The organism is Streptomyces scopuliridis (assembly GCF_042790125.1).
Taxonomy (GTDB): Bacteria; Actinomycetota; Actinomycetes; order Streptomycetales; family Streptomycetaceae; genus Streptomyces; species Streptomyces scopuliridis_A.
Genome location: NZ_JBHTZS010000001.1, coordinates 1 through 24,199 on the forward strand (window position 1 = coordinate 1; position 24,199 = coordinate 24,199).

At 71.1% G+C, this 24,199-nt stretch carries 21 protein-coding genes and 1 pseudogene; 11 read left to right on the forward strand and 11 right to left on the reverse strand.

The annotated features are described in order from the left end of the window. Nucleotides 1-66: 66 nt before the first annotated feature. The 5 genes from ACFRKB_RS00005 to ACFRKB_RS00025 form a co-directional block, all read right to left on the reverse strand. Nucleotides 67-579 (reverse strand): FBP domain-containing protein, encoded by a 513-nt coding sequence (locus tag ACFRKB_RS00005; protein ID WP_383101856.1) that lies wholly within the window; start codon nucleotides 577-579, stop codon nucleotides 67-69. A gap of 68 nt (nucleotides 580-647) precedes the next feature. Then, nucleotides 648-1,979, reverse strand: a complete 1,332-nt coding sequence (gene lysA / locus ACFRKB_RS00010; RefSeq protein ID WP_383101858.1) for a diaminopimelate decarboxylase — start codon at nucleotides 1,977-1,979, stop codon at nucleotides 648-650. Beyond that, nucleotides 1,976-2,416, reverse strand: coding sequence for an SAV_915 family protein (locus ACFRKB_RS00015; protein ID WP_383101859.1), 441 nt, complete (start codon nucleotides 2,414-2,416; stop codon nucleotides 1,976-1,978). The genes lysA and ACFRKB_RS00015 overlap by 4 nt, the downstream gene beginning before the upstream one ends. A gap of 117 nt (nucleotides 2,417-2,533) precedes the next feature. Beyond that, the gene (locus ACFRKB_RS00020; RefSeq protein WP_383101861.1) at nucleotides 2,534-3,178 is read right to left on the reverse strand and encodes a LysE family translocator; all 645 of its coding nucleotides are present in this window, start codon (nucleotides 3,176-3,178) and stop codon (nucleotides 2,534-2,536) included. A gap of 156 nt (nucleotides 3,179-3,334) precedes the next feature. Next, nucleotides 3,335-4,189 (reverse strand): helix-turn-helix transcriptional regulator, encoded by an 855-nt coding sequence (locus ACFRKB_RS00025; RefSeq protein WP_383101864.1) that lies wholly within the window; start codon nucleotides 4,187-4,189, stop codon nucleotides 3,335-3,337. A gap of 106 nt (nucleotides 4,190-4,295) precedes the next feature. On the opposite strand from ACFRKB_RS00025, the gene ACFRKB_RS00030 reads away from it, so the two are divergent. After that, nucleotides 4,296-6,026, forward strand: coding sequence for an AMP-binding protein (locus tag ACFRKB_RS00030; RefSeq protein ID WP_383101866.1), 1,731 nt, complete (start codon nucleotides 4,296-4,298; stop codon nucleotides 6,024-6,026). Further along, nucleotides 6,023-7,660, forward strand: a complete 1,638-nt coding sequence (locus ACFRKB_RS00035) for an AMP-binding protein (RefSeq protein WP_383101868.1) — start codon at nucleotides 6,023-6,025, stop codon at nucleotides 7,658-7,660. Before ACFRKB_RS00030 ends, ACFRKB_RS00035 begins: the two co-directional genes overlap by 4 nt. A gap of 37 nt (nucleotides 7,661-7,697) precedes the next feature. On the opposite strand, the gene ACFRKB_RS00040 is transcribed toward ACFRKB_RS00035, so the two are convergent. Next, a complete protein-coding gene (locus ACFRKB_RS00040) occupies nucleotides 7,698-8,534 on the reverse strand; it encodes a hypothetical protein (RefSeq protein WP_383101870.1) in 837 nt (278 codons plus the stop codon). 197 nt (nucleotides 8,535-8,731) lie between these two features. On the opposite strand from ACFRKB_RS00040, the gene gcl reads away from it, so the two are divergent. Beyond that, a complete protein-coding gene (gene gcl / locus ACFRKB_RS00045; RefSeq protein WP_383101872.1) occupies nucleotides 8,732-10,501 on the forward strand; it encodes a glyoxylate carboligase in 1,770 nt (589 codons plus the stop codon). Between the two features lie 423 nt (nucleotides 10,502-10,924). Here the strand turns inward: gcl and ACFRKB_RS00050 are convergent, their stop codons facing one another. From ACFRKB_RS00050 to ACFRKB_RS00060, 3 genes are all read right to left on the reverse strand, one after another. Then, nucleotides 10,925-11,815 (reverse strand): 2-hydroxy-3-oxopropionate reductase, encoded by an 891-nt coding sequence (locus tag ACFRKB_RS00050; RefSeq protein WP_383101873.1) that lies wholly within the window; start codon nucleotides 11,813-11,815, stop codon nucleotides 10,925-10,927. A gap of 97 nt (nucleotides 11,816-11,912) precedes the next feature. Continuing rightward, entirely contained in the window at nucleotides 11,913-12,761 is an 849-nt protein-coding gene (locus ACFRKB_RS00055) for a TIM barrel protein (protein ID WP_383101875.1), read from the reverse strand. A gap of 127 nt (nucleotides 12,762-12,888) precedes the next feature. Next, nucleotides 12,889-14,016 carry a PP2C family protein-serine/threonine phosphatase gene (locus ACFRKB_RS00060; protein WP_383101876.1) on the reverse strand — a complete coding sequence of 376 codons (1,128 nt, stop codon included), beginning with the start codon at nucleotides 14,014-14,016 and terminating at the stop codon, nucleotides 12,889-12,891. A 292-nt stretch (nucleotides 14,017-14,308) separates the two neighbouring features. On the opposite strand from ACFRKB_RS00060, the pseudogene ACFRKB_RS00065 reads away from it, so the two are divergent. The 7 genes and pseudogenes from ACFRKB_RS00065 to ACFRKB_RS00095 form a co-directional block, all read left to right on the forward strand. After that, nucleotides 14,309-14,551: pseudogene (locus ACFRKB_RS00065) on the forward strand (YkoF family thiamine-binding protein); the annotation flags it as partial. Between the two features lie 83 nt (nucleotides 14,552-14,634). Beyond that, the gene (locus ACFRKB_RS00070; protein ID WP_383011179.1) at nucleotides 14,635-15,024 is read left to right on the forward strand and encodes a helix-turn-helix domain-containing protein; all 390 of its coding nucleotides are present in this window, start codon (nucleotides 14,635-14,637) and stop codon (nucleotides 15,022-15,024) included. A 130-nt stretch (nucleotides 15,025-15,154) separates the two neighbouring features. Next, nucleotides 15,155-15,670, forward strand: a complete 516-nt coding sequence (gene uraD, locus ACFRKB_RS00075; RefSeq protein ID WP_383101877.1) for a 2-oxo-4-hydroxy-4-carboxy-5-ureidoimidazoline decarboxylase — start codon at nucleotides 15,155-15,157, stop codon at nucleotides 15,668-15,670. Next, complete coding sequence (locus ACFRKB_RS00080; protein WP_383101879.1) at nucleotides 15,667-16,095, forward strand: hydroxyisourate hydrolase; 429 nt, start codon at nucleotides 15,667-15,669, stop codon at nucleotides 16,093-16,095. Before uraD ends, ACFRKB_RS00080 begins: the two co-directional genes overlap by 4 nt. A gap of 5 nt (nucleotides 16,096-16,100) precedes the next feature. After that, a complete protein-coding gene (pucL, locus tag ACFRKB_RS00085; protein WP_383101880.1) occupies nucleotides 16,101-17,048 on the forward strand; it encodes a factor-independent urate hydroxylase in 948 nt (315 codons plus the stop codon). Nucleotides 17,049-17,083: 35 nt separating this feature from the next. Continuing rightward, a complete protein-coding gene (locus ACFRKB_RS00090) occupies nucleotides 17,084-18,460 on the forward strand; it encodes an 8-oxoguanine deaminase (protein WP_383101881.1) in 1,377 nt (458 codons plus the stop codon). Between the two features lie 278 nt (nucleotides 18,461-18,738). Beyond that, a complete protein-coding gene (locus ACFRKB_RS00095; RefSeq protein WP_383102537.1) occupies nucleotides 18,739-20,148 on the forward strand; it encodes a nucleobase:cation symporter-2 family protein in 1,410 nt (469 codons plus the stop codon). Between the two features lie 72 nt (nucleotides 20,149-20,220). Here the strand turns inward: ACFRKB_RS00095 and ACFRKB_RS00100 are convergent, their stop codons facing one another. Then, entirely contained in the window at nucleotides 20,221-21,009 is a 789-nt protein-coding gene (locus tag ACFRKB_RS00100; protein ID WP_383102539.1) for a chitosanase, read from the reverse strand. Between the two features lie 249 nt (nucleotides 21,010-21,258). On the opposite strand from ACFRKB_RS00100, the gene ACFRKB_RS00105 reads away from it, so the two are divergent. Next, on the forward strand, nucleotides 21,259-23,388 hold the full coding sequence (locus ACFRKB_RS00105; RefSeq protein WP_383101883.1) for a hypothetical protein: 2,130 nt from the start codon (nucleotides 21,259-21,261) through the stop codon (nucleotides 23,386-23,388). Between the two features lie 68 nt (nucleotides 23,389-23,456). Here ACFRKB_RS00105 and ACFRKB_RS00110 read toward each other — a convergent pair whose 3' ends face one another. Beyond that, nucleotides 23,457-24,077 (reverse strand): TIGR03086 family metal-binding protein, encoded by a 621-nt coding sequence (locus tag ACFRKB_RS00110; RefSeq protein WP_383101884.1) that lies wholly within the window; start codon nucleotides 24,075-24,077, stop codon nucleotides 23,457-23,459. Between the last annotated feature and the right edge of the window lie 122 nt (nucleotides 24,078-24,199).

Below are 24,199 nucleotides of genomic sequence, written 5' to 3' on the forward strand. Positions count from 1 at the left end.
GGGGGCGGGGGGGCGGGGCCCCCCCGGGCCCCCCGTCCGCGTACCGGCACCACGGGCCCCGGCGTGTCAGACCCCCGCGGTCGTGCCCTCGTACAGCTTGTCCAGGAAACGGTCCAGATTCGTCCGCGCCCTGACCAGCTGCTCCTCCAGCGTGAGGGACTCCTCAAGCCGCCGGCCGAGGGACTTCCTCTTGCCCCGGACATACAGGGGACACGCCAGGTCCGCGCACATGTACATGCCGACGGAGTTGCCCTGCCGGCCCGCCGCGCCGACCTTGGGCGCGGTCATCAGATCAATCCCGGAGGCGGCGTGCGGGGTGACACAGATCGAGCAGATGCTCGACTTGAGGAAGCTCTTCTGCCCGGACGACGCGCCACGCAACGTGAATCCCACCCACGCGCCCGCGCGCTCCGCCACGAGATAGCCGCGGTCCGGCGCGCCGGGATCGCGCCAGCCCAGAAAGTCGAGATCGGCCCACGGCAGCTCGGACAGCTCCCGGGGGAGGTTCATTCTGCGGGCCTCGCCCTTGGAACAGTTGACGAACGATCCGCGGATCTCGTCCTCGGTGAGCGGCTTCATGGTCCGGAAGCTAACAAACCGGGCGCCGGCGTGTCGCGGGAATTTCCACCCGTACGGAGGGCAGCGTGTCAGAGGCCGACGTCCCGGGCGCGCAGATCCTCGAAGCTCTCCCGGCGCACCAGCAGCCGCGACCTCCCCCCGGAGACCGCCACCACCGGCGGGCGGCCCGTCATGTTGTAGCCCGATGCCATCGACACCTGGTACGCCCCGGCGGCGGGCACCGCCAGGATGTCGCCGGGCCGGACGTCCCCCGGCAGCTCCACCGACTCCGCGAGCACATCGCCCGCCTCGCAGTGCCGTCCGACGACCGTCGCCGTGCGCATCGGAGCGTCGGACGCGCGGCCCACCCGGCGGACCGTGTAGCGCGCCCCGTACAGCGCGGGGCGCGGGTTGTCGCTCATTCCGCCGTCGACGGCGACGAAGACCCGCCCGGCGGTGCGTTTCACCGACAGCACCCGGTAGAGGGCGATCCCGGCAGGGGCGATGATCGAGCGGCCCGGTTCCACGGTCAGGCGGGGGACCGGCAGGCCGTGTTCGGCGCAGGCACTCGCCAGCGTGCCGGTGATCAGCCGGCCGTACTCCGCGGGCGCCGGGGCCGGATCGCCCGGCAGATACGCCACCGCGAAACCGCCGCCCAGGTCCAGTTCGGGCAGCGTCACGCCGTACCGGTCGCGGAGGGCCGCCAGGAACGCCACCAGCCGCCGTACGGCCTCGGCGTACGGGCCCGGCTCGGTGATCTGTGAGCCCAGATGGCAGTGCAGGCCCACGAGTTCGAGCCGCGGCTGACCCAGGATCCGGGCGATCGTGTCCTCCGCGCTCCCGTCCGCGAGGGACAGCCCGAACTTCTGGCCGTCGGCCCCCGTACGGATCTTGGGGTGCGCGCCCGCCTCGATGCCGGGCAGCACGCGGACCATCACCTGCTGCGCGTCCGGCCCCTGGACCCGCGCCGCCAGCCGGGCCGTCTCGCAGGACGAGTCGATCACGACGCGGCCGACGCCGAGGCGCAGCGCGGTGCGCAGGTCCCGCGGGGATTTGGCGTTGCCGTGCAGCACGATCCGCTCGGGCGGGAAGCCGCGCGTGGCGGCCAGCTCCAGTTCGCCGGCCGAGCAGACATCGAGACCGAGGCCCTCCTGCTCCATCCAGTCGACGACGGCCCGGCAGAGGAACGCCTTGGCGGCGTAGACGATCTCGGCGTCGGGCAGCGCCTGTCGCCAGGCCCGCGCACGGGCCCGTACCTCGTCCTCGTCCAGGACGTAGGCGGGGGTGCCATAGCGCTCGGCCAGCTCCGCGAGACGGACTCCGGCCACCGCGATATCACCGCCGGGGGCGAGGGCGGCGGACGCGGGCCAGACCGTCGGCGTGTTCAACTCGCTGACCAGCAGCAGAGGTTCGGCGGTCATGCGGCCATCGCCTCCGGCAGTTCCAGGGCGCGCCGGGCACAGGGCCTGGCCGGCGCGGGCCGCCCGCCGATGGCGGGAGCGGTCAGCTGCGGGTCCACGGTGACGATGACCGCGCCCAGAGGTTCGGCGAGCGCGCGCAGCGCGGGCTCCGCGAGCCTGATCCACGCCTGCCCCTCACCGAGGACGGCCGTCAGCCGCAGGCTGCTGGTGAAACCGATCGCGGTCCGCGCGCCGAGCGGCGTGCGTGCGAACCGCAGCTGGTGGCCGCCCGCGGAGCCGAGCCGTACGGGTACGTACAGCGGCCCCGCCGTCCGGGGTTCGTCGGGGTCGGCGTCGGGGTCCGTGGCCGGGGCGGGGTCCGAACCGCCGTCCGCGCCCTCGGGTACGAGGCGCTCCATGGTGTCCTCCCAGGGGAGACTGTCGAGCTTTTCTGACACCTGGAAGCTATGCCCGGAACAGGGCGACAGGGCCCGGCCATAACGCGGCGTTGACCTGGGGAGACCTCATTTTGACGCGGTCCTGGCGGCACGCCGTGCCGCACGGGAGGGACCCGCTCAGTCCGCGCGGCCCGTCACCGCGACCGTGACACCGAGCCCGATCATCGCGCAGCCGCCCGCACCGCCCACCATCGACAGCCGTCGCTCCGAGCGGGCGAACCAGGTGCGCGCCGCCGCCGCGCCCAGCCCCCACAGCGTGTCCGTGACCAGACCGATGCCGATCGGCACCAGCCCGAGCAGCAGCATCTGCGCGGGCAGATGGCCCGCCGAGTGGTCCACGAACTGCGGCAGCACGGCCGCGAAGAACACCACGCCCTTCGGATTGGTGATCCCCACGATGAAGCCGTCCCCGGCGGTACGGAGATCACCGCGCGCCGGGCCCGCGGGCGCCGCCATGGCCGAGGCGCGCATGTCCTTGCGGTGCCGGAACGCCTGCACGCCCAGGAACACCAGATAGGCCGCGCCCCCCAGCTTCACCACGAGGAAGACCGTCACCGACTGTGCGACGAGCGCGCCGATCCCCAGCGCGACCGCCACCACCAGGGCGTACGAGCCGATCACATTGCCCAGCACCGTCGCCATCGCCGTGCGCCGGCCGTGCGCCAGCGCACGACCGATCACGAACAGCACGCTCGGCCCCGGGATCACGATCACCAGCAGGGACATCGCGGCGAATGCCAGAAAACGGTCTGTGGACACCATGTCCGTACCTCCACTCACCTGTGCGGGCACAGTCTGACGCGAGCGCCGGAGACGGCGCCAGGCCCTGTCGGACACATCCCGCCCGGCACACCCCGCCCGGCCCGTGGCGCCTGGCACGCCTTGGCCCGTGCGGCGAGTATCCGCGCCGGAGGAGTGTCACGGCAGCAGGCCCGCGCGGCGCGCCGCCACCACCGCCTCCAGCCGGGTGTGCGTGCCCAGCTTGCGCATCGCCGAGCGCAGATACCCCTTCACCGTCTCCGGCCGCAGGCCGAGCAGTTCGGCCGCCGTCGCGTTGGTCGACCCCGACGCGACGCAGGTCAGCACGTCCACCTCGCGCGGCGCCAGCGCGACCGGGGCCCGGCGGGGCGCGCCGCCCGCCGGGCCGGACGCGTCCATCGGGTCCGACGCGCCCGCCAGCCGCCCGCAGACGGCGAGCAGTTCGGCGCGCAGCTCCGCGTCGACGACGCGCGGCGCCAGCGCCCGCAGTTCGCTGTGGGCCGCGCGGACCTCCTCCCAGGCCGCGGGGCCGGGCGTGGGCTCACGGCTCACGCTGAGCAGCCGCCGTACCTCGTCCCGTACGACCAGCGCCTGTTCCACGTCCCGCGCGGCGGCGACCGCCGCGTCGAAGGCGCGTTCGCCGATCGGCAGGGCGCTGCGCAGGGCTCCGTACAGCACCCCGCGCACCGTGCGCCGTACGACCACCGGCACCGCGAGCACCGAGCGCAGGCCCTCCGCCGCCACCGCGGCGTCGTACTCATGGCTGATGTGCCGTGCCACCCGGTAGTCGGTCACCGCGCACGGCCGGGACAGCGCGATGGACTTGCCGCCCAGGCCGTTGCCGGCGGAGATCGCCAGACCGCGCAGCGCGCCCGTCGACGCGCCGTTCAGCTCGGCGATGTCCATCCGTCCCGCCTCGTGCAGCAGCCCGCCGAACGCCACCGGCAGCCCGGTCGTCCTGCGCAGCCGCAGCAGCGCGGCCCGCATCTCGACCGCCTCGACCGGTTCGGCCACGCCTCCTCCTCCCGTCGCCACCGTCCCGCACCCCCATCCGGGGGTGGTGAGACCCACGTCACTGATTACACGATGTCAGAGAGCGGTCCGGCAATGAGGAGGACACATGACGGCAAGGCAGCCGAGGGCGGCCGACGGTCCGGCCGATCCGGCCGAGCGGTTCCGGGCGGCGCGGGACTTCCTCCTGGCGCACCGGGAGGATTACGCGACGGCGTACGCGGGCTTCGACTGGCCGCGTCCCGAGCGCTTCAACTGGGCGCTGGACTGGTTCGACCGGATCGCCGAAGGCCCGGACGGGCGGGGCGACGACCGGATCGCCCTGCATATCGTCGAGGAGGACGGCCGCCGGCTCCGCGTCACCTTCGCCGAGATGTCCGCCCGCTCCAACCGCGCCGCCAACTGGCTCCGTGAGCAGGGCGTACGGGCCGAGGACCGTGTCGTCGTCATGCTCGGCAACCAGGTCGAGCTGTGGGAGACCGCCCTCGCCGCGATGAAGCTGCGGGCCGTCGTCATCCCCGCGACCCCGCTCCTCGGCCCCGCCGATCTGCGGGACCGTATCGAACGCGGCCGGGCCGCGCATGTGATCGTCCGCGCCGAGGACACCGGGAAGTTCGACACGATCCCGGGCGGCTTCACCCGGATCGTGGTGGGCGCCGGCCCGGAGGGCGCGCCCGAGGGCTGGCTGCCGTACGAGGACGCGTACGGCCGGTCCCCCGCCTTCGAGCCGGACGGGCCCACCCACGCGGACGATCCGCTGATGCTGTACTTCACCTCCGGCACGACCGCCCGCCCCAAGCTGGTCGAGCACACCCATGTCTCGTATCCGGTCGGCCATCTCGCGACGATGTACTGGATCGGGCTCACACCGGGCGATGTCCATCTGAACATCGCCTCACCCGGCTGGGCCAAGCACGCCTGGTCCAATCTCTTCGCCCCGTGGAACGCCGAGGCGACCGTCTTCCTCCACAACTACACGCGCTTCGACCCGGCCAGGCTGATGGCGGAGATGGACCGCGCGGGCGTCACCAGCTTCTGCGCCCCGCCCACGGTCTGGCGGATGCTGATCCAGGCCGATCTGTCCCAGCTGCGCACACCGCCGCGCGAGGCCGTCGCGGCGGGCGAGCCGCTCAACCCGGAGGTCATCGAGACCGTCCGGCGCGCGTGGGGTGTGACGATCAGGGACGGGTTCGGCCAGACCGAGACGGCCGTGCAGGTCGCCAATTCGCCGGGCCAGCCGCTCAAGTCCGGATCCATGGGACGGCCGACGCCCGGCTTCAAGGTCGAACTGCTCGACCCGGTCACCGGCGCGCCCGGCGCGCGGGAGGGAGAGATCGCGCTCGATCTCTCCGCCCGTCCGGTCGGTCTGATGACGGGGTACCACGGCGACCCGGAACGTACGGCCGAGGCGATGGCGGGCGGTTACTACCGGACCGGCGACATCGGCGCGCGCGACGACGACGGCTACATCACCTACATCGGCCGCGGTGACGATGTGTTCAAGGCGAGCGATTACAAGATCTCGCCGTTCGAGCTGGAGAGCGCGCTGCTGGAGCACGAGGCGGTCGCCGAGGCCGCGGTCGTGCCCGCGCCCGATCCGGTACGGCTCGCCGTACCGAAGGCGTATGTCGTCCTCGCCGAGGGCTGGGAGCCGGGCCCCGACACGGCGAAGGTCATCTTCGCCCACTCGCGGGCGGTCCTCGCGCCGTACAAACGGGTGCGCCGGCTGGAGTTCGCCGAGCTGCCCAAGACCGTGTCCGGGAAGATCCGCCGGATCGAGCTGCGGGAGCGCACGGCCGAGGGATCCGTCGCCGAGTACGACGAGGGGGACCTGCGATGACGACGGGGACCGCCGCGGCGGTGAACTCGTACACACACGGCACCGGCACGACCCCGCTGCTCGGCGACACGATCGGCGCCGGCCTCGACCGGGCGGTCGCCGCCTTCCCCGACCGGGAGGCGCTGGTCGACGTACCGTCCGGGCGGCGCTGGACCTACGCGGAGTTCGGCGCGGCGGTCGGCGAGCTGGCGCGGGCGCTGCTCGGGCGCGGTGTGGCGAAGGGCGACCGGGTCGGGATCTGGGCGGTCAACTGCCCCGAGTGGCTGCTCACGCAGTACGCCACCGCCCGGATCGGCGCGATCATGGTGAACATCAACCCGGCGTATCGCGCGCACGAGGTGGAGTTCGTGCTCCGCCAGTCGGGGATCTCCGTGCTCGTCGCCTCCCTCGCCCACCGGACCAGCGACTACCGCGCCCTCGTCGAGGAGGTCCGCGCGCGCTGTCCCGAACTGCGCTCCGTGCACTACATCGATGATCCGAGCTGGCACGAACTGCTCGCTTACGCACGTGAGGTGACGGGGGATCAGCTCACCCGGCGGGAGGCCGAGCTGTCCTGCGACGACCCGGTCAATATCCAGTACACCTCGGGGACCACCGGCTTCCCCAAGGGCGCCACCCTCTCCCACCACAACATCCTCAACAACGGCTATTTCGTGGGCGAGACGGTCGGCTACACGGAACAGGACCGCGTCTGTCTGCCGGTGCCCTTCTACCACTGCTTCGGCATGGTCATGGGAAATCTCGGCGCCACCTCCCACGGCGCGTGCGTGGTCATCCCGGCGCCGTCGTTCGAGGCCGGGGCGACACTGCGCGCCGTCGAACGGGAGCGCTGCACCTCGCTGTACGGGGTCCCGACGATGTTCATCGCGGAGCTGAACCTCCCCGACTTCGCCTCGTACGATCTCTCCTCGCTGCGTACCGGGATCATGGCGGGCTCGCCCTGCCCGGTGGAGGTGATGAAGCGCGTCGTCGCCGAGATGAACATGGCCGAGGTCTCCATCTGTTACGGCATGACCGAGACCTCCCCGGTCTCCACCCAGACCCGGCGCGACGACGATCTGGAACGCCGTACGGGCACGGTCGGCCGGGCCCTGCCGCATATCGAGGTCAAGGTGATCGACCCGGTCAGCGGGGTGACACTGCCGCGCGGTACGGCGGGCGAGCTGTGCACCCGGGGCTACAGCGTGATGCTCGGCTACTGGAACGAGCCGGAGCGCACGGCCGAGGTCATCGACACGGGCCGCTGGATGCACACCGGCGATCTGGCGGTGATACGGGACGACGGCTACGTCCAGATCGTCGGCCGGATCAAGGACATGATCATCCGGGGCGGCGAGAACGTCTCGCCCCGGGAGATCGAGGAGTTCCTGTACGGCCACCCGAAGGTCGCGGACGTGCAGGTGGTCGGTGTCCCCGACGAGAAGTACGGGGAAGAGATCCTGGCCTGTGTGATCCCGCGCGACCCGGCCGATCCGCCGGCCCTGGAGGACATCGTGTCGTACTGCCGGGAGCGGCTCGCGCGCTACAAGATCCCGCGCCGGGTGGAGATCGTGGCCGAGTTCCCGATGACGGTGAGCGGGAAGGTGCGGAAGATCGAGCTGCGCGAGCGGTTCTCGGGGCCTTCGGAGGTCTGAGGGTCCCGGGCGTCCCCCCTCGGCGCTCTTCCCCGTATCACGCCCCGGACGAGACCAGTTCGTCCGCCGGGCCGTTGACGGGCTGCGGCGCGCCCGTGAGATCCAGGACGAAGAGCGGGAGACCCAGGTCGTCCGCGCGGGCGCGGGCGTCGTCCGTGTACCCCGCGAGGGAGAAGTAGACGCTCGTCGCCGACGCGTTCATGCCGTTGAGCCAGAGGCACTCGACGGACCGGAGCGACGCCGGGTCGGTGGTCGGGTCGACCTGGGCGACCACGTCGGGTCCGCGCAGACCGGTGCCGGGCACGCCGGTACGCCGTGTGCTGATCCCGGGCGCCGATGGCTCCCCTGACCCGCCGGACTCGACGACGCTCTTGAAGCCGAGCCAGCGCAGATAGAGCGCGGCCGTGGTCACCGCGTCCTGGGCCGTACGGATCGTCACCGGGCGGAAACCGGGGCGCGGCGAGGGGGCGGCAGGGGGCGGCGGGATGGGTGCGGGCAGCCCGGGAGCCGGTCGCCCGGCCGTATCCGTAGCGGCCGTCGCCGTATCGGGTGCGGCTGCACCGGGTGCCACCGGATCAGATGTCACCGGCTCGGATGCCACCGGCTCGGATGTTGCCTGCTCCACCGCGATCCGCAGCATCGCTCCGCACGGGCAGCCCAGCTCCGGCCGCGGCCACTGGTCCTCGCGCGCGCAGGCCGTACAGCGGACGGTCACCCACTCGTCCGCCCAGGCGCGCCGGGTGACCGTCTCCACCCGGCCGCCGCCGGCCAGCGTCGGTGCCACCGGCGCCCCGCACACGCACGGATAGACCGACGCCGTCACCGTATGGCGGCTGCCGCACGACGGGCAGCACACCGAAACGCCCTCTCCCATCACGACCTCCCCGCTCATCGTCCACCAAGGGCGGGCCGCGGGGAGGGACTTCGGCCATCCCTTGACGCCGCACCGCGAGGACCTTAGATTGGATTCCGTATAGCAGAACAAAACTTTCGCATCACGGAATTGGTGCTCTCAGGTGGCGCGACAGAGCCCTGATCCGCCGGCCGAAGCAGGAGCACTTCATGCCTCGAATGACCGCTGCCCGAGCGGCAGTTGAGATCCTCAAGCGCGAAGGCGTCAGCAACGCGTTCGGTGTGCCGGGCGCCGCGATCAACCCCTTCTATGCCGCCCTCAAGGCCGCCGGCGGGGTGCATCACACGCTCGCCCGCCATGTCGAGGGCGCCTCGCACATGGCCGAGGGCTACACACGCACGCACCCGGGCAACATCGGTGTCTGTGTCGGTACGTCCGGGCCCGCTGGCACGGACATGATCACCGGTCTGTACTCCGCGATCGGTGACTCCATCCCGATCCTCTGCATCACCGGCCAGGCGCCGACCGCGGTGATCCACAAGGAGGACTTCCAGGCCGTCGACATCGCCTCGATCGCGCGACCGGTCACCAAGGCCGCGACGACCGTCCTGGAGGCCGCGCAGGTCCCCGGCGTCTTCCAGCAGGCGTTCCACCTCATGCGCTCGGGACGCCCGGGGCCGGTCCTCATCGACCTGCCGATCGATGTCCAGCTCACCGAGATCGAGTTCGACCCGGAGACCTACGAGCCGCTGCCGGTCTACCGTCCGGCCGCCACGCGTGCGCAGGCCGAGAAGGCCGTCAGGATGCTGAACGCGTCCGAGCGCCCGCTGATCGTCGCCGGCGGCGGCATCATCAACGCCGACGCCTCCGATCTGCTGGTCGAGTTCGCCGAACTCACCGGCACCCCTGTCGTGCCGACCCTGATGGGCTGGGGCGTCATCGCCGACGACCATGAGCTGAACGCCGGCATGGTGGGTCTCCAGACCTCGCACCGCTACGGCAACGCCACGTTCCTGGAGTCCGACTTCATCCTCGGCATCGGCAACCGCTGGGCCAACCGCCACACCGGCAGGCTCGATGTCTACACGCGCGGCCGCACCTTCGTCCATGTCGACATCGAACCCACCCAGATCGGCAAGATCTTCGCCCCGGACTACGGCATCGCCTCGGACGCCAAGGCCGCGCTCACGCTCTTCGTCGAGGTGGCGAAGGAGCTGAAGGCCGCGGGCGAACTGCCCGACCGCGCCGCCTGGGCCGCCTCGGCACAGGAGCGCAAGGCCACGCTGCACCGGCGTACCCACTTCGACAATGTGCCGCTCAAGCCGCAGCGTGTGTACGAGGAGATGAACCGCGCCTTCGGTCCCGAGACCCGGTACGTCACCACCATCGGCCTCTCCCAGATCGCCGGCGCGCAGATGCTGCACGTCTACAAACCGCGCCACTGGATCAACTGCGGCCAGGCGGGCCCGCTCGGCTGGACCATCCCCGCAGCGCTGGGGGTGGCCACCGCCGACCCCGAGGCGATGGTCGTCGCGCTCTCCGGCGACTACGACTTCCAGTTCATGCTGGAGGAGCTGGCGGTCGGCGCGCAGCACCGCGTCCCGTATGTGCATGTGCTGGTGAACAACTCGTATCTGGGCCTGATCCGCCAGGCGCAGCGAAACTTCGACATCGACTTCCAGGTCAACCTGGAGTTCGAGAACCTCAACTCCCCCGAGCTGGGCGTCTACGGCGTCGACCATGTGAAGGTCGCCGAGGGCCTGGGCTGCAAGGCGATCCGGGTCACCGAGCCCGACCAGCTGCTGCCGGCCTTCGAACAGGCCAAGAAGCTGGCCGCCGAGTTCCGTGTCCCCGTGATCGTCGAGGCGATCCTCGAACGCGTCACCAATATCGCGATGAGCGGCAGCGACATCGCGAGCGTGAACGAGTTCGAGGACCTCGCCACCGAGCCGTGGCACGCGCCCACCGAGATCCTGCCGCTGACCTGACCCTGACCCGGCGGCAGCGAGGGCCCCGCACCGGACCGCTCCGGTGCGGGGCCCTCTGCCGTGTCCGGCCACACGTGCGTCGGGTACCGGGCACACGAAAGTGGGACCGCGGCGGCGGCGACGGGAGCCGCACGGCCCTTCTCTCAGGTCGAGAAGGACTGCCGTTCCCTTCACCACCGCACTGGCTCGCTCGCCGCCGCGGTCCTCTCGCTGCCCCGTACCGCCGGCCACCCTTCATACGGGGCCGGTGGTACGGGACGGAACGCAGGGGAGCTGACTTCCCGTCATCTCCCGTGCGTGGCTTGCTGGTTCCGCTTCACCAGGACCCTCGCATCAGGAGGGGGTTCCGGGCCGCGGCGGCGCCTGGGCGCGACAGGACAGGTGTCAGCGCCACCGCCGCCCGGAGTTCAGGGGGAGCCGGGCTCAGATCTCGGTGCCGGAGAGCCGCTCGACCGAGCGCAGCAGCGCGGAGTGGTCGAGCCCGCCGTCGCCCTGCGCGCGCAGGGAGGCGACGAGTTGGGCCACGACGGCGCCCACGGGGAGCGCGGCGCCCACAGCGCGGGCGGCGTCGGTGACGATGCCCATGTCCTTGTGGTGCAGATCGATCCGGAAGCCGGGCTTGAAGTCCCGGTTGAGGAAGTTGTCCTTCTTACGGGTCAGTACGGTCGACCCGGCCAGCCCGCCGTTGAGGACGTCCAGCGCCGCGGCGAGGTCCACGCCGGACTTCTCCAGGAAGACCACGGCCTCGGCGCACGCCTGGATGTTCACCGCCACGATCAGCTGGTTGGCGGCCTTCACCGTCTGCCCCGAGCCGTGCGGCCCGCACCGGACGATGGTCCTGCCGAGCGCTTCCAGCAGCGGCTTGGCCTCGTCGAAGTCGGCCTGTTCGCCGCCGACCATGATGGAGAGGACCGCCTCGATGGCGCCGGCCTCGCCGCCGGAGACCGGGGCGTCCAGGACACGGATGCCCTTCTCCGCCGCGCTCTTCGCCAGATCCACCGATGTCCGCGGCGTGATGGACGACATGTCGATCAGCAGCGCGCCGGACCGGGCGTTCGCGAGGATGCCGTCCTCTCCGTACGCGATGGCCTCGACCTGCGGGGAGGCGGGCACCATCGTGACGATCACATCGGCGTCCCGTACCGCCTCGGCGATCGAGCCCGCGGCCGTACCACCGGCCGCGGCCAGCCGGTCCAGCTTGTCCCGCTCCAGCGTGAAGCCGGTGACGGAGTAGCCGGCCTTGATCAGATTCTCGGACATGGGGGAGCCCATGATGCCGAGACCGATCCACGCGACCGTGGGGAGATTACTCATCAGGGTGCCTCTTTCGATACCCGCGCACATCACAACACGCGTGTGAATACGGTCAGTTGGCGGGCCGACGGTCGGGGACCAGGCCCTGTCGGGCCGGTCAGGCCCCCGTGGCGAGCCAGTCGAAGGACTCGGTGCTCGGCCGGTCGCCCGGCTTGTACTCCAGACCGACCCAGCCGGTGTAGCCGGCCTTCCGCAGCCGGCCGAGGAGGTCCTCCAGCGGAAGCGATCCGGTGCCCGGCGCGCCACGGCCCGGGTTGTCGGCGATCTGTACATGGCCGGTTTTGCCGGTGTAACGATCGATGACCTCGGTCAGGTCCTCGCCATTCATCGACAGGTGGTAGAGATCGAGCAGGAACGCGGCGTTGCCGAGACCGGTGGCGGCGTTGACCTTGTCCACGACCTCGACCGCGGAGGGCGCGCTCACCAGTGGGTAGAGAGGGGACTCCGGCTGGTTGAGCGCCTCGATCAGCAGGCTCGCCCCGGCCCGGTCGGCCGCGTGGGCCGCCCGTACGAGATTCTCCAGGGCCAGTTCGTCCTGCGCCCGCGGATCGACGCCCTCGACGCGGTTGCCGTACAGCGCGTTCAGCGCCCCGCACCCGGTGGCCGAGGCGAATTCGGCCGCGACCTCGATATTGGCGCGGAACCGGTCGGACTCCTCGCCAGGCACCGAGAGCGCCCCGCGGTCCGGCCCCGGCAGCTGTCCGGCGTAGAAGTTCAGCCCCACCAGCCGCGTGCCCGCGTCGTCGAGCGCCTTCCTCAGCGCGTCGAGCTCGGCCCGCGGCGGGGTGGGCGTGTCGGTCCAGGGCCACCACAGCTCCACCGCGTCGAAACCGGCCGCCGCCGCGGCGGCGGGCCGCTCCAGCAGCGGGAGCTCGGTGAAGAGGATGGACAGGTTCACATCGAAGCGCTGCTCGGTGCCGCGCCCGTTCGTGAAGTGAGGGGCCATGAGGAGTCAGGCGCTCCTTCCGTATCGCGGAAGTAATATTTTGCTTGATGGAAGCGTGCCTGGCTGGCTCGGGGGCTGTCAAGGGGCGCTCCCGCAATTCGCCGCCCGCGGCAGGTTGAACGGCCGGTCACGCCCGCCCGTGCTCGCCGACGCGTGCGACGGCGAGCACCGCCATGTCGTCGTCGCGCTCGCCCCCCGCCCACCGGCTGATCGAAGCGAAGAGGGCGTCGATCAGCCGCTCCGGGTCCCCGTCCGGAGCCGGCCGCAGCTCACGGCAGGGGTCGTAGAAGGCCCCGGCCGTGTTCCGGGCCTCCGTCACTCCGTCCGTGACGCACAGCAGGGTGGTGCCGGTGGGAAAGTCACACGATTGGGGGCCACCGGTGCCGGGCGCCAGGTCCCGCATCCCCAGCGGCGGCGTCGCCTCGCCGGTGTCCAGTCGGCACAGCTCGCCGTCCCGTACGAGATAGGGCGCGGGGTGGCCACAGCTCAGCAGCCGCAGGGTGGTGCCGCGCCGGTCGATCTCGACCAGGAGCGCCGTAGCGAATGCCTCGGCCGCATCGGCGGCTTCGGCGGCGAAAGGGTCGGCGCCCTGCTGGAGGGACCGGGTGACGGCCCGGTCGAGGCGTTCGGCGAGTCCTGCCAGGTCGGGCTCCGACTCGGCGCGCTCACGGAACGCGCCGATGATGATGGAGACGGCGGAGACCGCACCGAGACCCCTGCCGCGTACGTCGGCGATGAGCAGCCGGAGGCCGAAGGGCGTCTCCTGCACGGCGTAGAGGTCGCCACCGATCCGCGCCTCGGCGGACGCCGCCTCGTACCGGCAGGCTACGACCATGGGCCCGACAATCGTGGGCAGCGGCGGCAGCACGGCCCGCTGAAGCGTCTCGACCGTGGATCTGACCAGGGAGAACCTCGCGCTCTGACTGTCGAGCATGCGCCGGATGGCCAGCGCGAGAGCGCCGGCGATCACCACCTCGACGATCTGTACACCCTTGGCGAAGTCGCTGAACTGACTCAGCAGTGCGGCGACGAAGATGATCCCGACTCCGAGGGTCACGACCAGAAGGGTGTAGCGGAACGTGGCGGTGATGGCGGCCACCATGCCGGCGACCGCGACGAGCGCGGACCCGATCACGATCGAGGGTGTCAGCAGTTCGAGGACGACCGCCCCGGCGAGAAGCACGGGGGACAGCCAGGGGTACTCCTGGATGCGGGAATGCCGCTGGTCGTCACCGGTCCTTGTCCGCCGAACCACGTCTCTCCGTTCAGCCACCACATCACGCGAACCATGTGTTCATGCCGCTACGAATTCAGGAGAAGGGCCGCACTCCAGGTCAGCGATCCTGCGGTTCCCGGGGCCATGCCAACGTATACCGCACCGGAGGGACAGGCCTGGTGGGCGGCCCGCCGGGTGCCGATGGGAAGTCGCGGCCGCTGATCGCCGCGGGGGAGTCCGTTAAGGTCATGTCGGAGCGACTGGGGCACACCAGCGCCGCGATCAGGCCGGCGGTGGACCAGGCGTTCGGTGCCGACGCCATGGGGGCGCAGTGCGATTGAGAGTCGAGTTCACGACCGAGCCCTTCGACCTGGACGAGGCGCCCGCCCACGCGCTGGTGGCCCGCGAGGTCGTCCAGGGTGCCGGACTGGACGCCGTGGACGTCGGTCCGTTCGGCAATACGGCGGAAGGCGGCGCGGACGCGGTGCTGAGCGCGGTGGACACACTGCTGCGCCGGTCGCTGACCGCCGGGGCGACCCGGGTCTCCCTCCAGATCAATGTGATCGCGGACGGCCGCCCGGTCGAGGATGGCCGCGTGGCCGAGGACGGCCGCCCGGGCGAGGGTGGTCGTGTGACCAGGAGCGGGGAGAACGGCTGATGGCCGAGCCGCTGGACCACCCCTTCGTCGCGGCGGTCAAGCCGCTGGTCGACGCCATGGGCGGCGAGCTGATGGCCCCCGGCGAGGCTCAGCCCGACGATGTCGTGCTCGCCTGGGAGGGCGAGGAACTGCTCGCCGTACGGCTGCCCCAGCTGTCCGATTCCCTGGACCACATCCTGGCGGCGCTGGAACGCAAGCACGGCATGCCGCTCGCCGAGCTGGACCGCAAGTCCAAGCAGTCGGTCGTCCGGATACTGGAGGCGCGCGGCGCCTTCTCCGTACGGCACGGCGTCGAGACGGTGGCGAGCGCCCTCGGTGTCAGCCGCTTCACCGTCTACAACTACCTGAACCGCGAGAACGCGCGGGAAAGCGCGGCCAAGGGCGAGTAGGCCCCGGGGCCTGACTGCCGGACAGGGCCTGGCGCGGGTTTCGTATACGAGATTTCAACAAAGTGTTGACGCGGTGTTGTCGAGGGCGTTAGCTATGCCAAGCCCGCCCAGCACAGCCACGGAGGCTCCCGTGACGTCGACATCGCAACCGGGCCTCGCCCGGTTCAACACCTCACCCGACAGCGTGGCCCTGGCCGCACTGCACGGGGTGTGCGCCAGCCGGGCGTGGGGGACCGAACTCCTCGCCGGGCGCCCGTACTCCGGCCTGAACGCTCTCCTCGCCGCCAGTGACACCGCGACGGGTGGGCTGGACGGCGCGGATCTGGCCGAGGCGCTGGCGGGACACCCGCCGATCGGCCGGCCGAAGCCGGGAGACCCGGCCTCCGCCCGTGAACAGCGGGGGATGGCCGACGCTCCGGAGGAGCTGAAGGCCGAGATGCTCGGACTGAACCTGGCCTACCAGGAGCGGTTCGGACATGTCTTCCTGATCTGCGCCACCGGAGCCACCGGCGAGCGGATGCGCGACGCGCTGAAGACCCGGATCGGCCACACGCCGGAACGGGAGCGTGCGATCGTGCGCACCGAACTCGGCAAGATCAACCGGATCCGGCTGACCCGTCTCGTAGCGGAGGACGACGACTCATGAGCACCGCCACCACCGCCTCGGTGTCCACACACATCCTGGACACCAGCATCGGGCGCCCCGCCGAGGGCGTCACCGTCTCGCTCGCGGCCCGCGGCGGCCCCGGCGCGCGGTGGGAGGCGCGCGGCGGTTCGCGTACCGACGGCGACGGGCGCTGCGAGGACCTGCCGGCGCTGCCGGAGGGCACCACACACGTACGTCTCGACTTCGAGACCGAGGCGTACTTCATGAACAGGCAGGAAACCGCCGGCAGGCAGGAGGCCGCCGGCGGAGAAGAAGCCGAGGCGCAGCAGGACGCCCCCCGCGCAAGGGACAGCGGTGTGTTCTTCCCGGAAGTGGCGATCACCTTCGCCGTCATCCCCGGCGAGCACTATCACGTACCGCTGCTGCTCAACCCGTTCGGCTACTCCGTATACCGAGGGAGCTAGCAGACATGACCGATCAGTCCCGCCCGAGCCGCCCTGTGATTCTCGGACAGAACCAGTACGGCAAGGCGGAGAACCGCGTCGTCAGGATCACGCGGGACGGCGACACCCACCACATCAAGGACCTGAATGTCTCCGTCGCGCTCTCCGGCGAGATGGAGGAGGTCCACTACTCCGGTTCCAACGCCCATGTGCTGCCGACCGACACCACCAAGAACACGGTCTACGCGTTCGCCAAGGAACACGGCATCGCATCGGCCGAGCAGTTCGGAATCCATCTCGCCCGGCATTTCGTCAACAGCCAGGAGCCGATCCGGCAGGCGCGGATCCGGATCGAGGAGTACGCCTGGGAACGAATCGAGACCTCGGACGGCGATTCCGCACTCGTCGGCGCCGACGAGGTCAGGCACTCCTTCGTCCGCACGGGCCAGGAGACGCGGCTCACCCAGATCACCTTCGACGGCGAGCGCTGGCAGGTCATCTCGGGACTGAAGGATCTGACCGTGATGAACTCGACGAACTCCGAATTCTGGGGTTACGTCAGGGACAAATACACCACGCTCAAAGAAGCGCACGACCGTATTCTCGCGACCGAGGTGTCGGCCAGGTGGCGTTACAACTGGTCGAGTGACGAGGCGCCCATGCCGGACTGGGAGAAGTCCTACGGGCAGGCCAGGAAGCATATGCTCCGGGCCTTCGCCGAGACCTACTCGCTCTCCCTCCAGCAGACCCTTTACCAGATGGGTTCGAGGATCATCGACAGCCGCAGCGAGATCGACGAGATCCGGTTCTCGCTGCCGAACAAGCACCATTTCCTGGTGGATCTGGAGCCGTTCGGACTGAAGAACGACAACGAGGTCTACTTCGCGGCGGACCGCCCGTACGGGCTGATCGAGGCGACCGTCCTGCGGGACGGAACCGAGCCGCAGATCCCGGTCGATCTGACCAACCTCTGACCGTTTCCGGCCCGAACTCAGGAAGAGGAACCGCCATGGCGGCTTCGCGTATCGTCATCGAGAACTGCGCCATCGCGACGGTGGACGCACACGACACCGAGTACGCCTCGGGACATGTTGTCGTCGCGGACAACCGGATCGAGTCGGTCGGCGCGGGCCCGGCCCCGGCCCGCCTGGAGAACGTGGTCCGCCGCATCGACGGCACCGGCCATCTCGTCACCCCGGGCCTGGTCAACACACACCACCACTTCTACCAGTGGCTCACCCGCGGACTCGCCACCGACCACAACCTGTTCAACTGGCTGGTCGCGCTCTACCCGATCTGGGCACGGCTCGACGAACCGATGGTCCGCACCGCCGCGCAGGGCTCCCTGGCGATGATGGTCCGGGGCGGTGTCACCACCGCGATGGACCACCACTACGTCTATCCGCGCGGCACCGGAGACCTGTCCGGCGCGATCATCGGCGCCGCGGCGGAGATGGGCGTACGGTTCACCCTCGCCCGCGGCTCCATGGACCGCGGTACGTCGGACGGCGGGCTGCCCCCGGACTTCGCCGTCGAGTCCCTGGACGACGCGCTCGCCGCCACCGAGAAGACCGTGGACATCCACCACGACGCCTCCTTCGACGCGATGACCCAGATCGCCGTGGCGCCGTGCTCGCCCTTCTCCGTATCCACCGAACTGCTCAAGCAGGGCGCCGAGTTGGCGCGCCGCAAGGGCGTCAGACTGCATACCCACGGCAGCGAGACGGTGGAGGAGGAGCAGTTCTGCAAGGAGCTGTTCGGGATGGGGCCCACCGACTACTTCGAGTCGACCGGCTGGCTCGGCTCCGATGTGTGGATGGCCCACTGCGTCCATATGAACGACGCCGACATCGCCGCCTTCGGCCGCACCGGTACGGGCGTCGCCCACTGCCCCTCGTCCAACGCCCGGCTCGCCGCCGGGATCGCGCGGGTCCCCGACATGCTCGGGGGCGGCGTACCGGTCGGCCTCGGTGTGGACGGCACCGCCTCCAACGAGTCGGGCGAACTCCACACCGAGCTGCGCAACGCGCTGCTCATCAACCGCCTCGGCACCCGCGGCGAGTCCGCGCTCAACGCCCGCCAGGCGCTGCGCCTCGGTACGTACGGCGGCGCGCAAGTCCTCGGCCGGGCCGGCCAGATCGGCTCGATCGAGCCGGGGAAGCTCGCCGACCTCGTTCTCTGGAAGCTGGACACCCTCGCCCATGCCTCCATCGCGGACCCGGTGACCGCACTGGTCTTCGGCGCCGCCGCCCCTGTCACCCTCTCCCTCGTCAACGGGCGAACCGTGGTCGAGGACAGCCGTCTGACCACGGTGGACGAGGACGCCATCGCCCGCGACACGCGGAGCGAGGCCCAGCGTCTCGCGCGGATCGCCGCACAGGGCTGATCCCGCCAGGACATCCGGTCGCGGGGGACGGCCCACGACCGGAGGCCATGGACCCGAGCGGGGTCCATGGCAGCCGTGACCGGGAGGTGTCGTACCGCACGCTGCCGGTACCTCACCTCCCGGGACGGTGACATGTGTTTGTGCCCGCACGCGCAGACAGGTGTGCAGCCACCTCGTAGCACCTCCCTGACACCCGCGCCGCCGCCGGCGCGTCACCGACCGGAGGAACCGCCGTGCCGACCGAACCCGGAACACAGCCGCAATCCCCGCCACAGTCCATAACGGCCACGGAAGTCGACGTCGCTCCCCACCGGAAGCACCCGGTCGACGAAAGACTCCCGCCCGCCAGGATGTTCACCAGCGGCCTCCAGCATGTGGCCGCGATGTACGCGGGGGTGGTGGCCCCGCCCATGATCGTGGGGCCCGCGCTGGGCCTCGACACCAAAGAGACCGCCTTCCTGATGGGCGCGAGCCTCTTCACCGCCGGAATCGCCACCCTGCTCCAGACCCTCGGCTTCTGGAAGATCGGTGCCCGGCTCCCGTTCGTCAACGGCGTCTCCTTCGCCGGTGTGACCCCGATGATCGCCATCGGCAAGGACCGGGGCGCCGACGGACTCCCCGTGATCTTCGGCGCGATCATCGTCGCCAGTGTGCTGGGCTTTCTGCTCACCCCGTACTTCTCGAAGCTCGTCCGCTTCTTCCCGCCCGTCGTCACCGGCACCGTCATCACCCTGATCGGTGTCTCGCTGCTGCCGGTCGCCTTCAACTGGTCCCAGGGCGGCAACGCCACGGCCGGCGACTACGGTTCGACGCGGAACATCGGAATGGCCGCCCTCACACTGGTCATCGTGCTGGTGCTGCGGAAACTGCTGCGCGGCTTCCTCCAGCAGATCGCGATCCTCATCGGTCTGGTCATCGGTACGGTCATCGCCGTCCCCATGGGAATGACCGGCTTCGACGCGATCAAGGACGCCGGACTCATCGGCTTCCCGGCCCCGTTCCACTTCGGCGCCCCGCAGTTCGAGATCGCGGCCATCATCTCCCTGTGCATCGTGATGCTCGTCTGCATGACGGAGTCCACCGCCGACATGCTCGCCCTGGGCAGGATCGTGGGGCGGCCGGCGGACGAGCGGACCATCGAGGGCGGGCTGCGCGCCGACACTCTCGGCAGCGCCATCAGCCCGCTCTTCAACGGCTTCATGTGCAGCGCCTTCGCGCAGAACATCGGGCTCGTCGCGATGACCAAGGTCCGCAGCCGCTTCGTCGTCGCGGCGGGCGGCGGGATTCTGGTGCTGCTCGGGCTCTGTCCGGTGCTGGCGTCCGTGATCGCGCTCGTCCCGCTGCCGGTTCTCGGCGGCGCGGGGATCGTCCTGTTCGGCTCCGTCGCCGCGAGCGGGATCCAGACCCTGGCCACGGCCGCGCTGGAGAAGGGCGAGAACGCGCTGATCGTCGCGGCGGCCGTGGGCATAGGGCTGATACCGATCGCCGCGCCGGACTTCTACCACGCCTTCCCCAAGGACCTGCTGGTGGTGCTCGACTCGGGCATAAGCACGGGGTGTGTGGTGGCGATCGTTCTCAATCTGGCCTTCAACCACCTGGGTGCGAGGAGGAGTTCGGAGGAGGAACCGGCGGGGGAGGCACCTGGACCGGCACCGGAACCCGTGCCGGTGGCGCAGAGCGTGAGGTGAACGGGAACGGCGGGTACGGAGCCGGTGGACCCGGTTCCGTACCCGCCGCCTCGGACGCAGTCGTCCAGCCCGTCAGCCGATGTGGAAGCTGTCGCCGTACACCTTCCAGTCGAGCGGCGGATCCAGGTTCAGATTGCCCTTGTTGAGGAACACCCGCTGCGCGGTGTCCACGCGGCTGGTGTCCTCGTGCGCCTCCTCCTGCTTCATCGCCCAGACCCGGGCGTCGAGGAAGGCGTGCAGATACGTCGTCTCGTTGCCGCCCTGGGCCGGGGGCTTCGCCTTGGCCAGCGCGCGCTTGCGGATATTGCTGAAGCTGGTGCTGTCGCCGCCGTCCCCGTGCATCACGATGGCGTCGTAGTACGCGAACTGCCCGAGCGTGCCCAGGCCGTCCTGCTTACCGCGGCTCACGGCCGGGTTGAAGTAGACCCGGTCGCGTTCGTCGTTCTGCGCGGTCTTGAACGCGGAGTCCTTGGCGGCCTGCTTCCAGGCGGCGGTGAACCCCGGGTCGAGACCCTCGTGCGAGTCCGTGCTGTCGACCGCCCGCAGAGCGGGCAGATACGTGGCGAGCGGGTTGCCGGGCTTGCGCTGGGTGTACAGCTCGACGAGATCCAGCATGTCGCCGGTGCCGGAACAGAACCCGATGATGCCCGCGGTGTAGCCGCGGCCGTCGCCGATGTCCTCGATGTAGCCGTACTGCGCCTTCCAGTCCAGCGAGGAGTTCTCCGCGCTGGAGACGAGCTGCATGGCGATGTCCTTCTTCGCCGGGTCGTCGAGTCCGGTGGCCGCCGCCACGGCCGGGCCGGTGGCGGATGAGGCGGCGGCGGGTGAGGCGGCGGGGGGCTCCGCCGCCGCGTGGGCCATGGACGCGGCGGGGACCGCGACCAGCGTCAGCGCGAGCAGAACGGTGCGGATGCGGGGGGTGGGCACCTGACCTCCAGGGTGGGGAGTTCATGCTGCGGTATCTGTTAGGAAGCTTTCCTACCAAAGGAGGGGGGTGCCGTATACCCGCCCGTCCGTGAAGAACACGTGTGGGCCGGTCACTTGTGGCGATACGGCCGCTTTTCTTCGGCCGGGACGGCGTTGTCAGACCCCCGTGGCAGCATTCCGGCCATGGATCTCGTACAGGTATTCGCCGGTCTCGATGCCCAGCCGTGGGCGGCACTTGAGCATGCGTACGGCAGCGCCGAAGACGTGCCCGAACTGCTGAGGGCGCTGGCGAGTGACGACGAGGAGGAGGCGGGGGAGGCCCTGGAGGAGCTGTACAGCCGCATCCTCCACCAGGGATCGGTGTACGAGGCGTCCGCGCGGGCCGTGCCGTATCTCGCCGGGCTGGCCGCCGCGGGGGTACGTGCCGGTGATCTGCTGGCGCTCCTCGGGGGGATAGCCGAGAGCGAGGCCGTCTACGACGGCACGCCGCCCGGCGCGTGCCAGGCCGCCGTGACCGGCCAACTGCCCCTGATGCTGCCGCTGGTCGGTGCCGAGGATGCGGCGGTGCGGCAGGCGGCGGTCTGGGCGGCGGCGCGTACGGGGACCGTGGAGCCGGTTCTTCCGGTGCTGCTGCGCCGCTGGGAGCGGGAGGAAGAGCCGCTCGTACGGGCCGAGTTGCTGACCGGGGCGGTACTGCTCGACCCGGCGGGCGCGGCGGCGGGCATGGTCACGGCCGCGCTGGAGGCGAGACAGCCCGGGGAGCTGCGGATCGCCGCCGTACTCGGCTCGCTGGACCTCGGGCTGCCCTGGACCGGGACGCACCATCAGGCGGTGCTGTCCCTGCTGCCGGCCGACCCGCTGGTCGCCGACCGCTTCGATCTGGAGCGTACGGAACCGCTGCACCGCATCGTCGAAGCGCTGCTGGACCGCGACACCCCCGCGGACCGTGAGGCGGCCTTCGCGCTGCTCGACTTCGCGCTGCGCGTCCCCGACGACGAGGTCCGCGCGGAGGCCCTGTGGGCGACGGAACAGGCGTGCGTGTCCTCGCGGAGCGCCCCCGCCCGGCTCGCGAACCCACTGATCGCGCTGCTGGACGATCCGGCGTCGGCGCGGCCCGCGCTGAGTGCCCTGGACAAGCTCGGACCGTACGCCGCCACGGCGGCGCCCGCGCTGGCCGTGCTCGCCGCCGAGGGCGGCGACCTCGCGGACCGCGCGCTCAAGGCCCTCGTCGTCGTGGACCCGGAGCGGGCGGCCCCGCTGCTCGCGCGTGATCTGCCCGAGCGCCCGGCGGCTCTCGGCGCGGCCTGCGGCTTCCTCCATGACCGGCTCGACGGGCCGTTTCCGTACCACCCGGAGCTGCTGGCCGCCGCCAGAGCCAGGCTGACCGTGCCGGAGCTCGACGGGAACGAGCCGATCCATCTCACCCGGCTGCTCGCCTCCTGGGGCGAGCGGGCCGCGCCCGCCTTCCCCGAACTGGCCGCGCTGCTCGGCAGGTTCCCCACGTTCGTGCCCGCCGCGCTGGCCGCCGTCGCCCCGGGGCGGGCCGCCGTACCGCTGGCGGAGGCCGCCGTCTCGGGGCCCGAGCAGGGCCGGTTTCCCGCCGCGCGGGCGCTGCACTCCCTCACCGGCGACCTCGAACCGCTGCTGACCGCCCTCGCCGTGGAGCTCGCCGCCGACGACACCCATCGCATCCGGCAGGCCGCCCGCGCCACGGCCGGTCTCGGCGAGGACGCCGCGGTACTGGTCCCGCGTCTGCGGGCGGCGCTCGGCACGGACGAGGATCGCGTGACGACGCCACGGCTGGACGCCGACCTGGACATCGCCCTCGCCCTGTGGCGGCTGACCGGTGATCCCGGGGAAGCGCTGCCGGTGATCGCCGCCGTCCTGGAGGCGGCGGACACCGAGTGGATGCGCTGGACGGCCATCAACGCCGCCCGCGCCGCCGCCCGGCTCGGGCCGGCCGCCGTGGCGCTGAGTCCGGCCCTGGAACGGGGACTGGCCGATTCCGAACGGGCTCCGTCGATGGCCCTGGCGCTGCTCGCCACCGGAGCGGCCACGCGGCACCGCGCGCGTCTCGCGGACACGCTCCTGCGCTGCGCGGAAGGGAACGCGGACCCGATGGGCGCCCTGGAAGCGCTCGCGGCGCTCGGCCCCGAGTCTCTGACGGAGTCCGAACTCCACCGGCTGGCCAGGCTGGCAGAACGGGACCACCGCATCTGGGGTACGGGCCTGGCCTTCGATGCCGTCTCCTCGGACGCGCGCTTCCAGGAGACGGCCCGCGTACTGCTGCGCACGGCCACGGCCACGGCCTGACCGAACGAGGGTGGGCCGGCCGACCGCAGAGCCCCCCGGACCCTCGGGCGGCCGGCCCGGACCCTGGCCTACTCGCCGGGCCGCCAGTCGGGGCGGCGACCGCTCAGGCCGATCACCCGGTCCAGCAGCGGGGCGTCCTCGGCGACGTCGACCGGCGGCCCGAACACGCTGTCCGCGGCCGGGCCCGGTTCGTCGGCACCTCCCGCGTCGCCGGACCCGGCCGCCGGTGGCGGGGCCAGCAGTGCGAACGACGCCTGGAGCGACGCCTCGGCGGGGGCGTACGGCTGACCCGTACTCCGCGCCAGGTCCCAGCCGTGGATCTGTACTTCGTTCAGGGCCACCAGCCCGGCCACCGCGCCCGGCAGATCGACACCGCCGACCCGGGTGCCGCCCTCCCAGGCGGCGGGCGAACGCCAGGATTCGGCCAGCTCGTCCAGCTGCCGGGGCAGCACCTCACGCCAGTCGTCCGGCAGCACGGGAAGGGCCGCGTCCGGCGGAGTGTCCGTCGTCGGCCCGGACTTCTTCGCGGCGGCGTCGCGGAACGCCACTGTCAGCCCGACGAGATGCGCCAGCACCTCCCGTACCGCGTACTCGGGACACGGCGTCGGGCCGGCGAGCTGATCATCCTTGATACCGCCCAGCAACCGCGCCACCTCGCCACAGGCGGGGCCCAGGTCGAAGGGGGTCATCTCTGTCTGTGTGTCCATGTGAACGTAGACCGGCCCCGCCGCCGAAACTCATCGCTCCGGAACACTTCGGCCGGCCCCGCTGTTACACCCCGCGTCCCGGGCGAGAGACAACCTGTCTCGAA

What these genes read in the sequence shown, in the direction of transcription:
- ACFRKB_RS00110 (WP_383101884.1), bottom strand. Translation starts at nt 24,077, where the DNA reads ATGACCCCCTTCGACCTGGGCCCCGCCTGTGGCGAGGTGGCGCGGTTG.
- ACFRKB_RS00100 (WP_383102539.1), bottom strand. Translation starts at nt 21,009, where the DNA reads ATGGCCCACGCGGCGGCGGAGCCCCCCGCCGCCTCACCCGCCGCCGCC.
- pucL (WP_383101880.1), top strand. Translation starts at nt 16,101, where the DNA reads ATGACCGATCAGTCCCGCCCGAGCCGCCCTGTGATTCTCGGACAGAAC.
- ACFRKB_RS00030 (WP_383101866.1), top strand. Translation starts at nt 4,296, where the DNA reads ATGACGGCAAGGCAGCCGAGGGCGGCCGACGGTCCGGCCGATCCGGCC.
- ACFRKB_RS00070 (WP_383011179.1), top strand. Translation starts at nt 14,635, where the DNA reads ATGGCCGAGCCGCTGGACCACCCCTTCGTCGCGGCGGTCAAGCCGCTG.
- ACFRKB_RS00055 (WP_383101875.1), bottom strand. Translation starts at nt 12,761, where the DNA reads ATGGCCCCTCACTTCACGAACGGGCGCGGCACCGAGCAGCGCTTCGAT.
- ACFRKB_RS00050 (WP_383101873.1), bottom strand. Translation starts at nt 11,815, where the DNA reads ATGAGTAATCTCCCCACGGTCGCGTGGATCGGTCTCGGCATCATGGGC.
- ACFRKB_RS00080 (WP_383101879.1), top strand. Translation starts at nt 15,667, where the DNA reads ATGAGCACCGCCACCACCGCCTCGGTGTCCACACACATCCTGGACACC.
- ACFRKB_RS00035 (WP_383101868.1), top strand. Translation starts at nt 6,023, where the DNA reads ATGACGACGGGGACCGCCGCGGCGGTGAACTCGTACACACACGGCACC.
- lysA (WP_383101858.1), bottom strand. Translation starts at nt 1,979, where the DNA reads ATGACCGCCGAACCTCTGCTGCTGGTCAGCGAGTTGAACACGCCGACG.
- ACFRKB_RS00090 (WP_383101881.1), top strand. Translation starts at nt 17,084, where the DNA reads ATGGCGGCTTCGCGTATCGTCATCGAGAACTGCGCCATCGCGACGGTG.
- ACFRKB_RS00020 (WP_383101861.1), bottom strand. Translation starts at nt 3,178, where the DNA reads ATGGTGTCCACAGACCGTTTTCTGGCATTCGCCGCGATGTCCCTGCTG.
- gcl (WP_383101872.1), top strand. Translation starts at nt 8,732, where the DNA reads ATGACCGCTGCCCGAGCGGCAGTTGAGATCCTCAAGCGCGAAGGCGTC.
- ACFRKB_RS00005 (WP_383101856.1), bottom strand. Translation starts at nt 579, where the DNA reads ATGAAGCCGCTCACCGAGGACGAGATCCGCGGATCGTTCGTCAACTGT.
- ACFRKB_RS00040 (WP_383101870.1), bottom strand. Translation starts at nt 8,534, where the DNA reads ATGGGAGAGGGCGTTTCGGTGTGCTGCCCGTCGTGCGGCAGCCGCCAT.
- ACFRKB_RS00105 (WP_383101883.1), top strand. Translation starts at nt 21,259, where the DNA reads ATGGATCTCGTACAGGTATTCGCCGGTCTCGATGCCCAGCCGTGGGCG.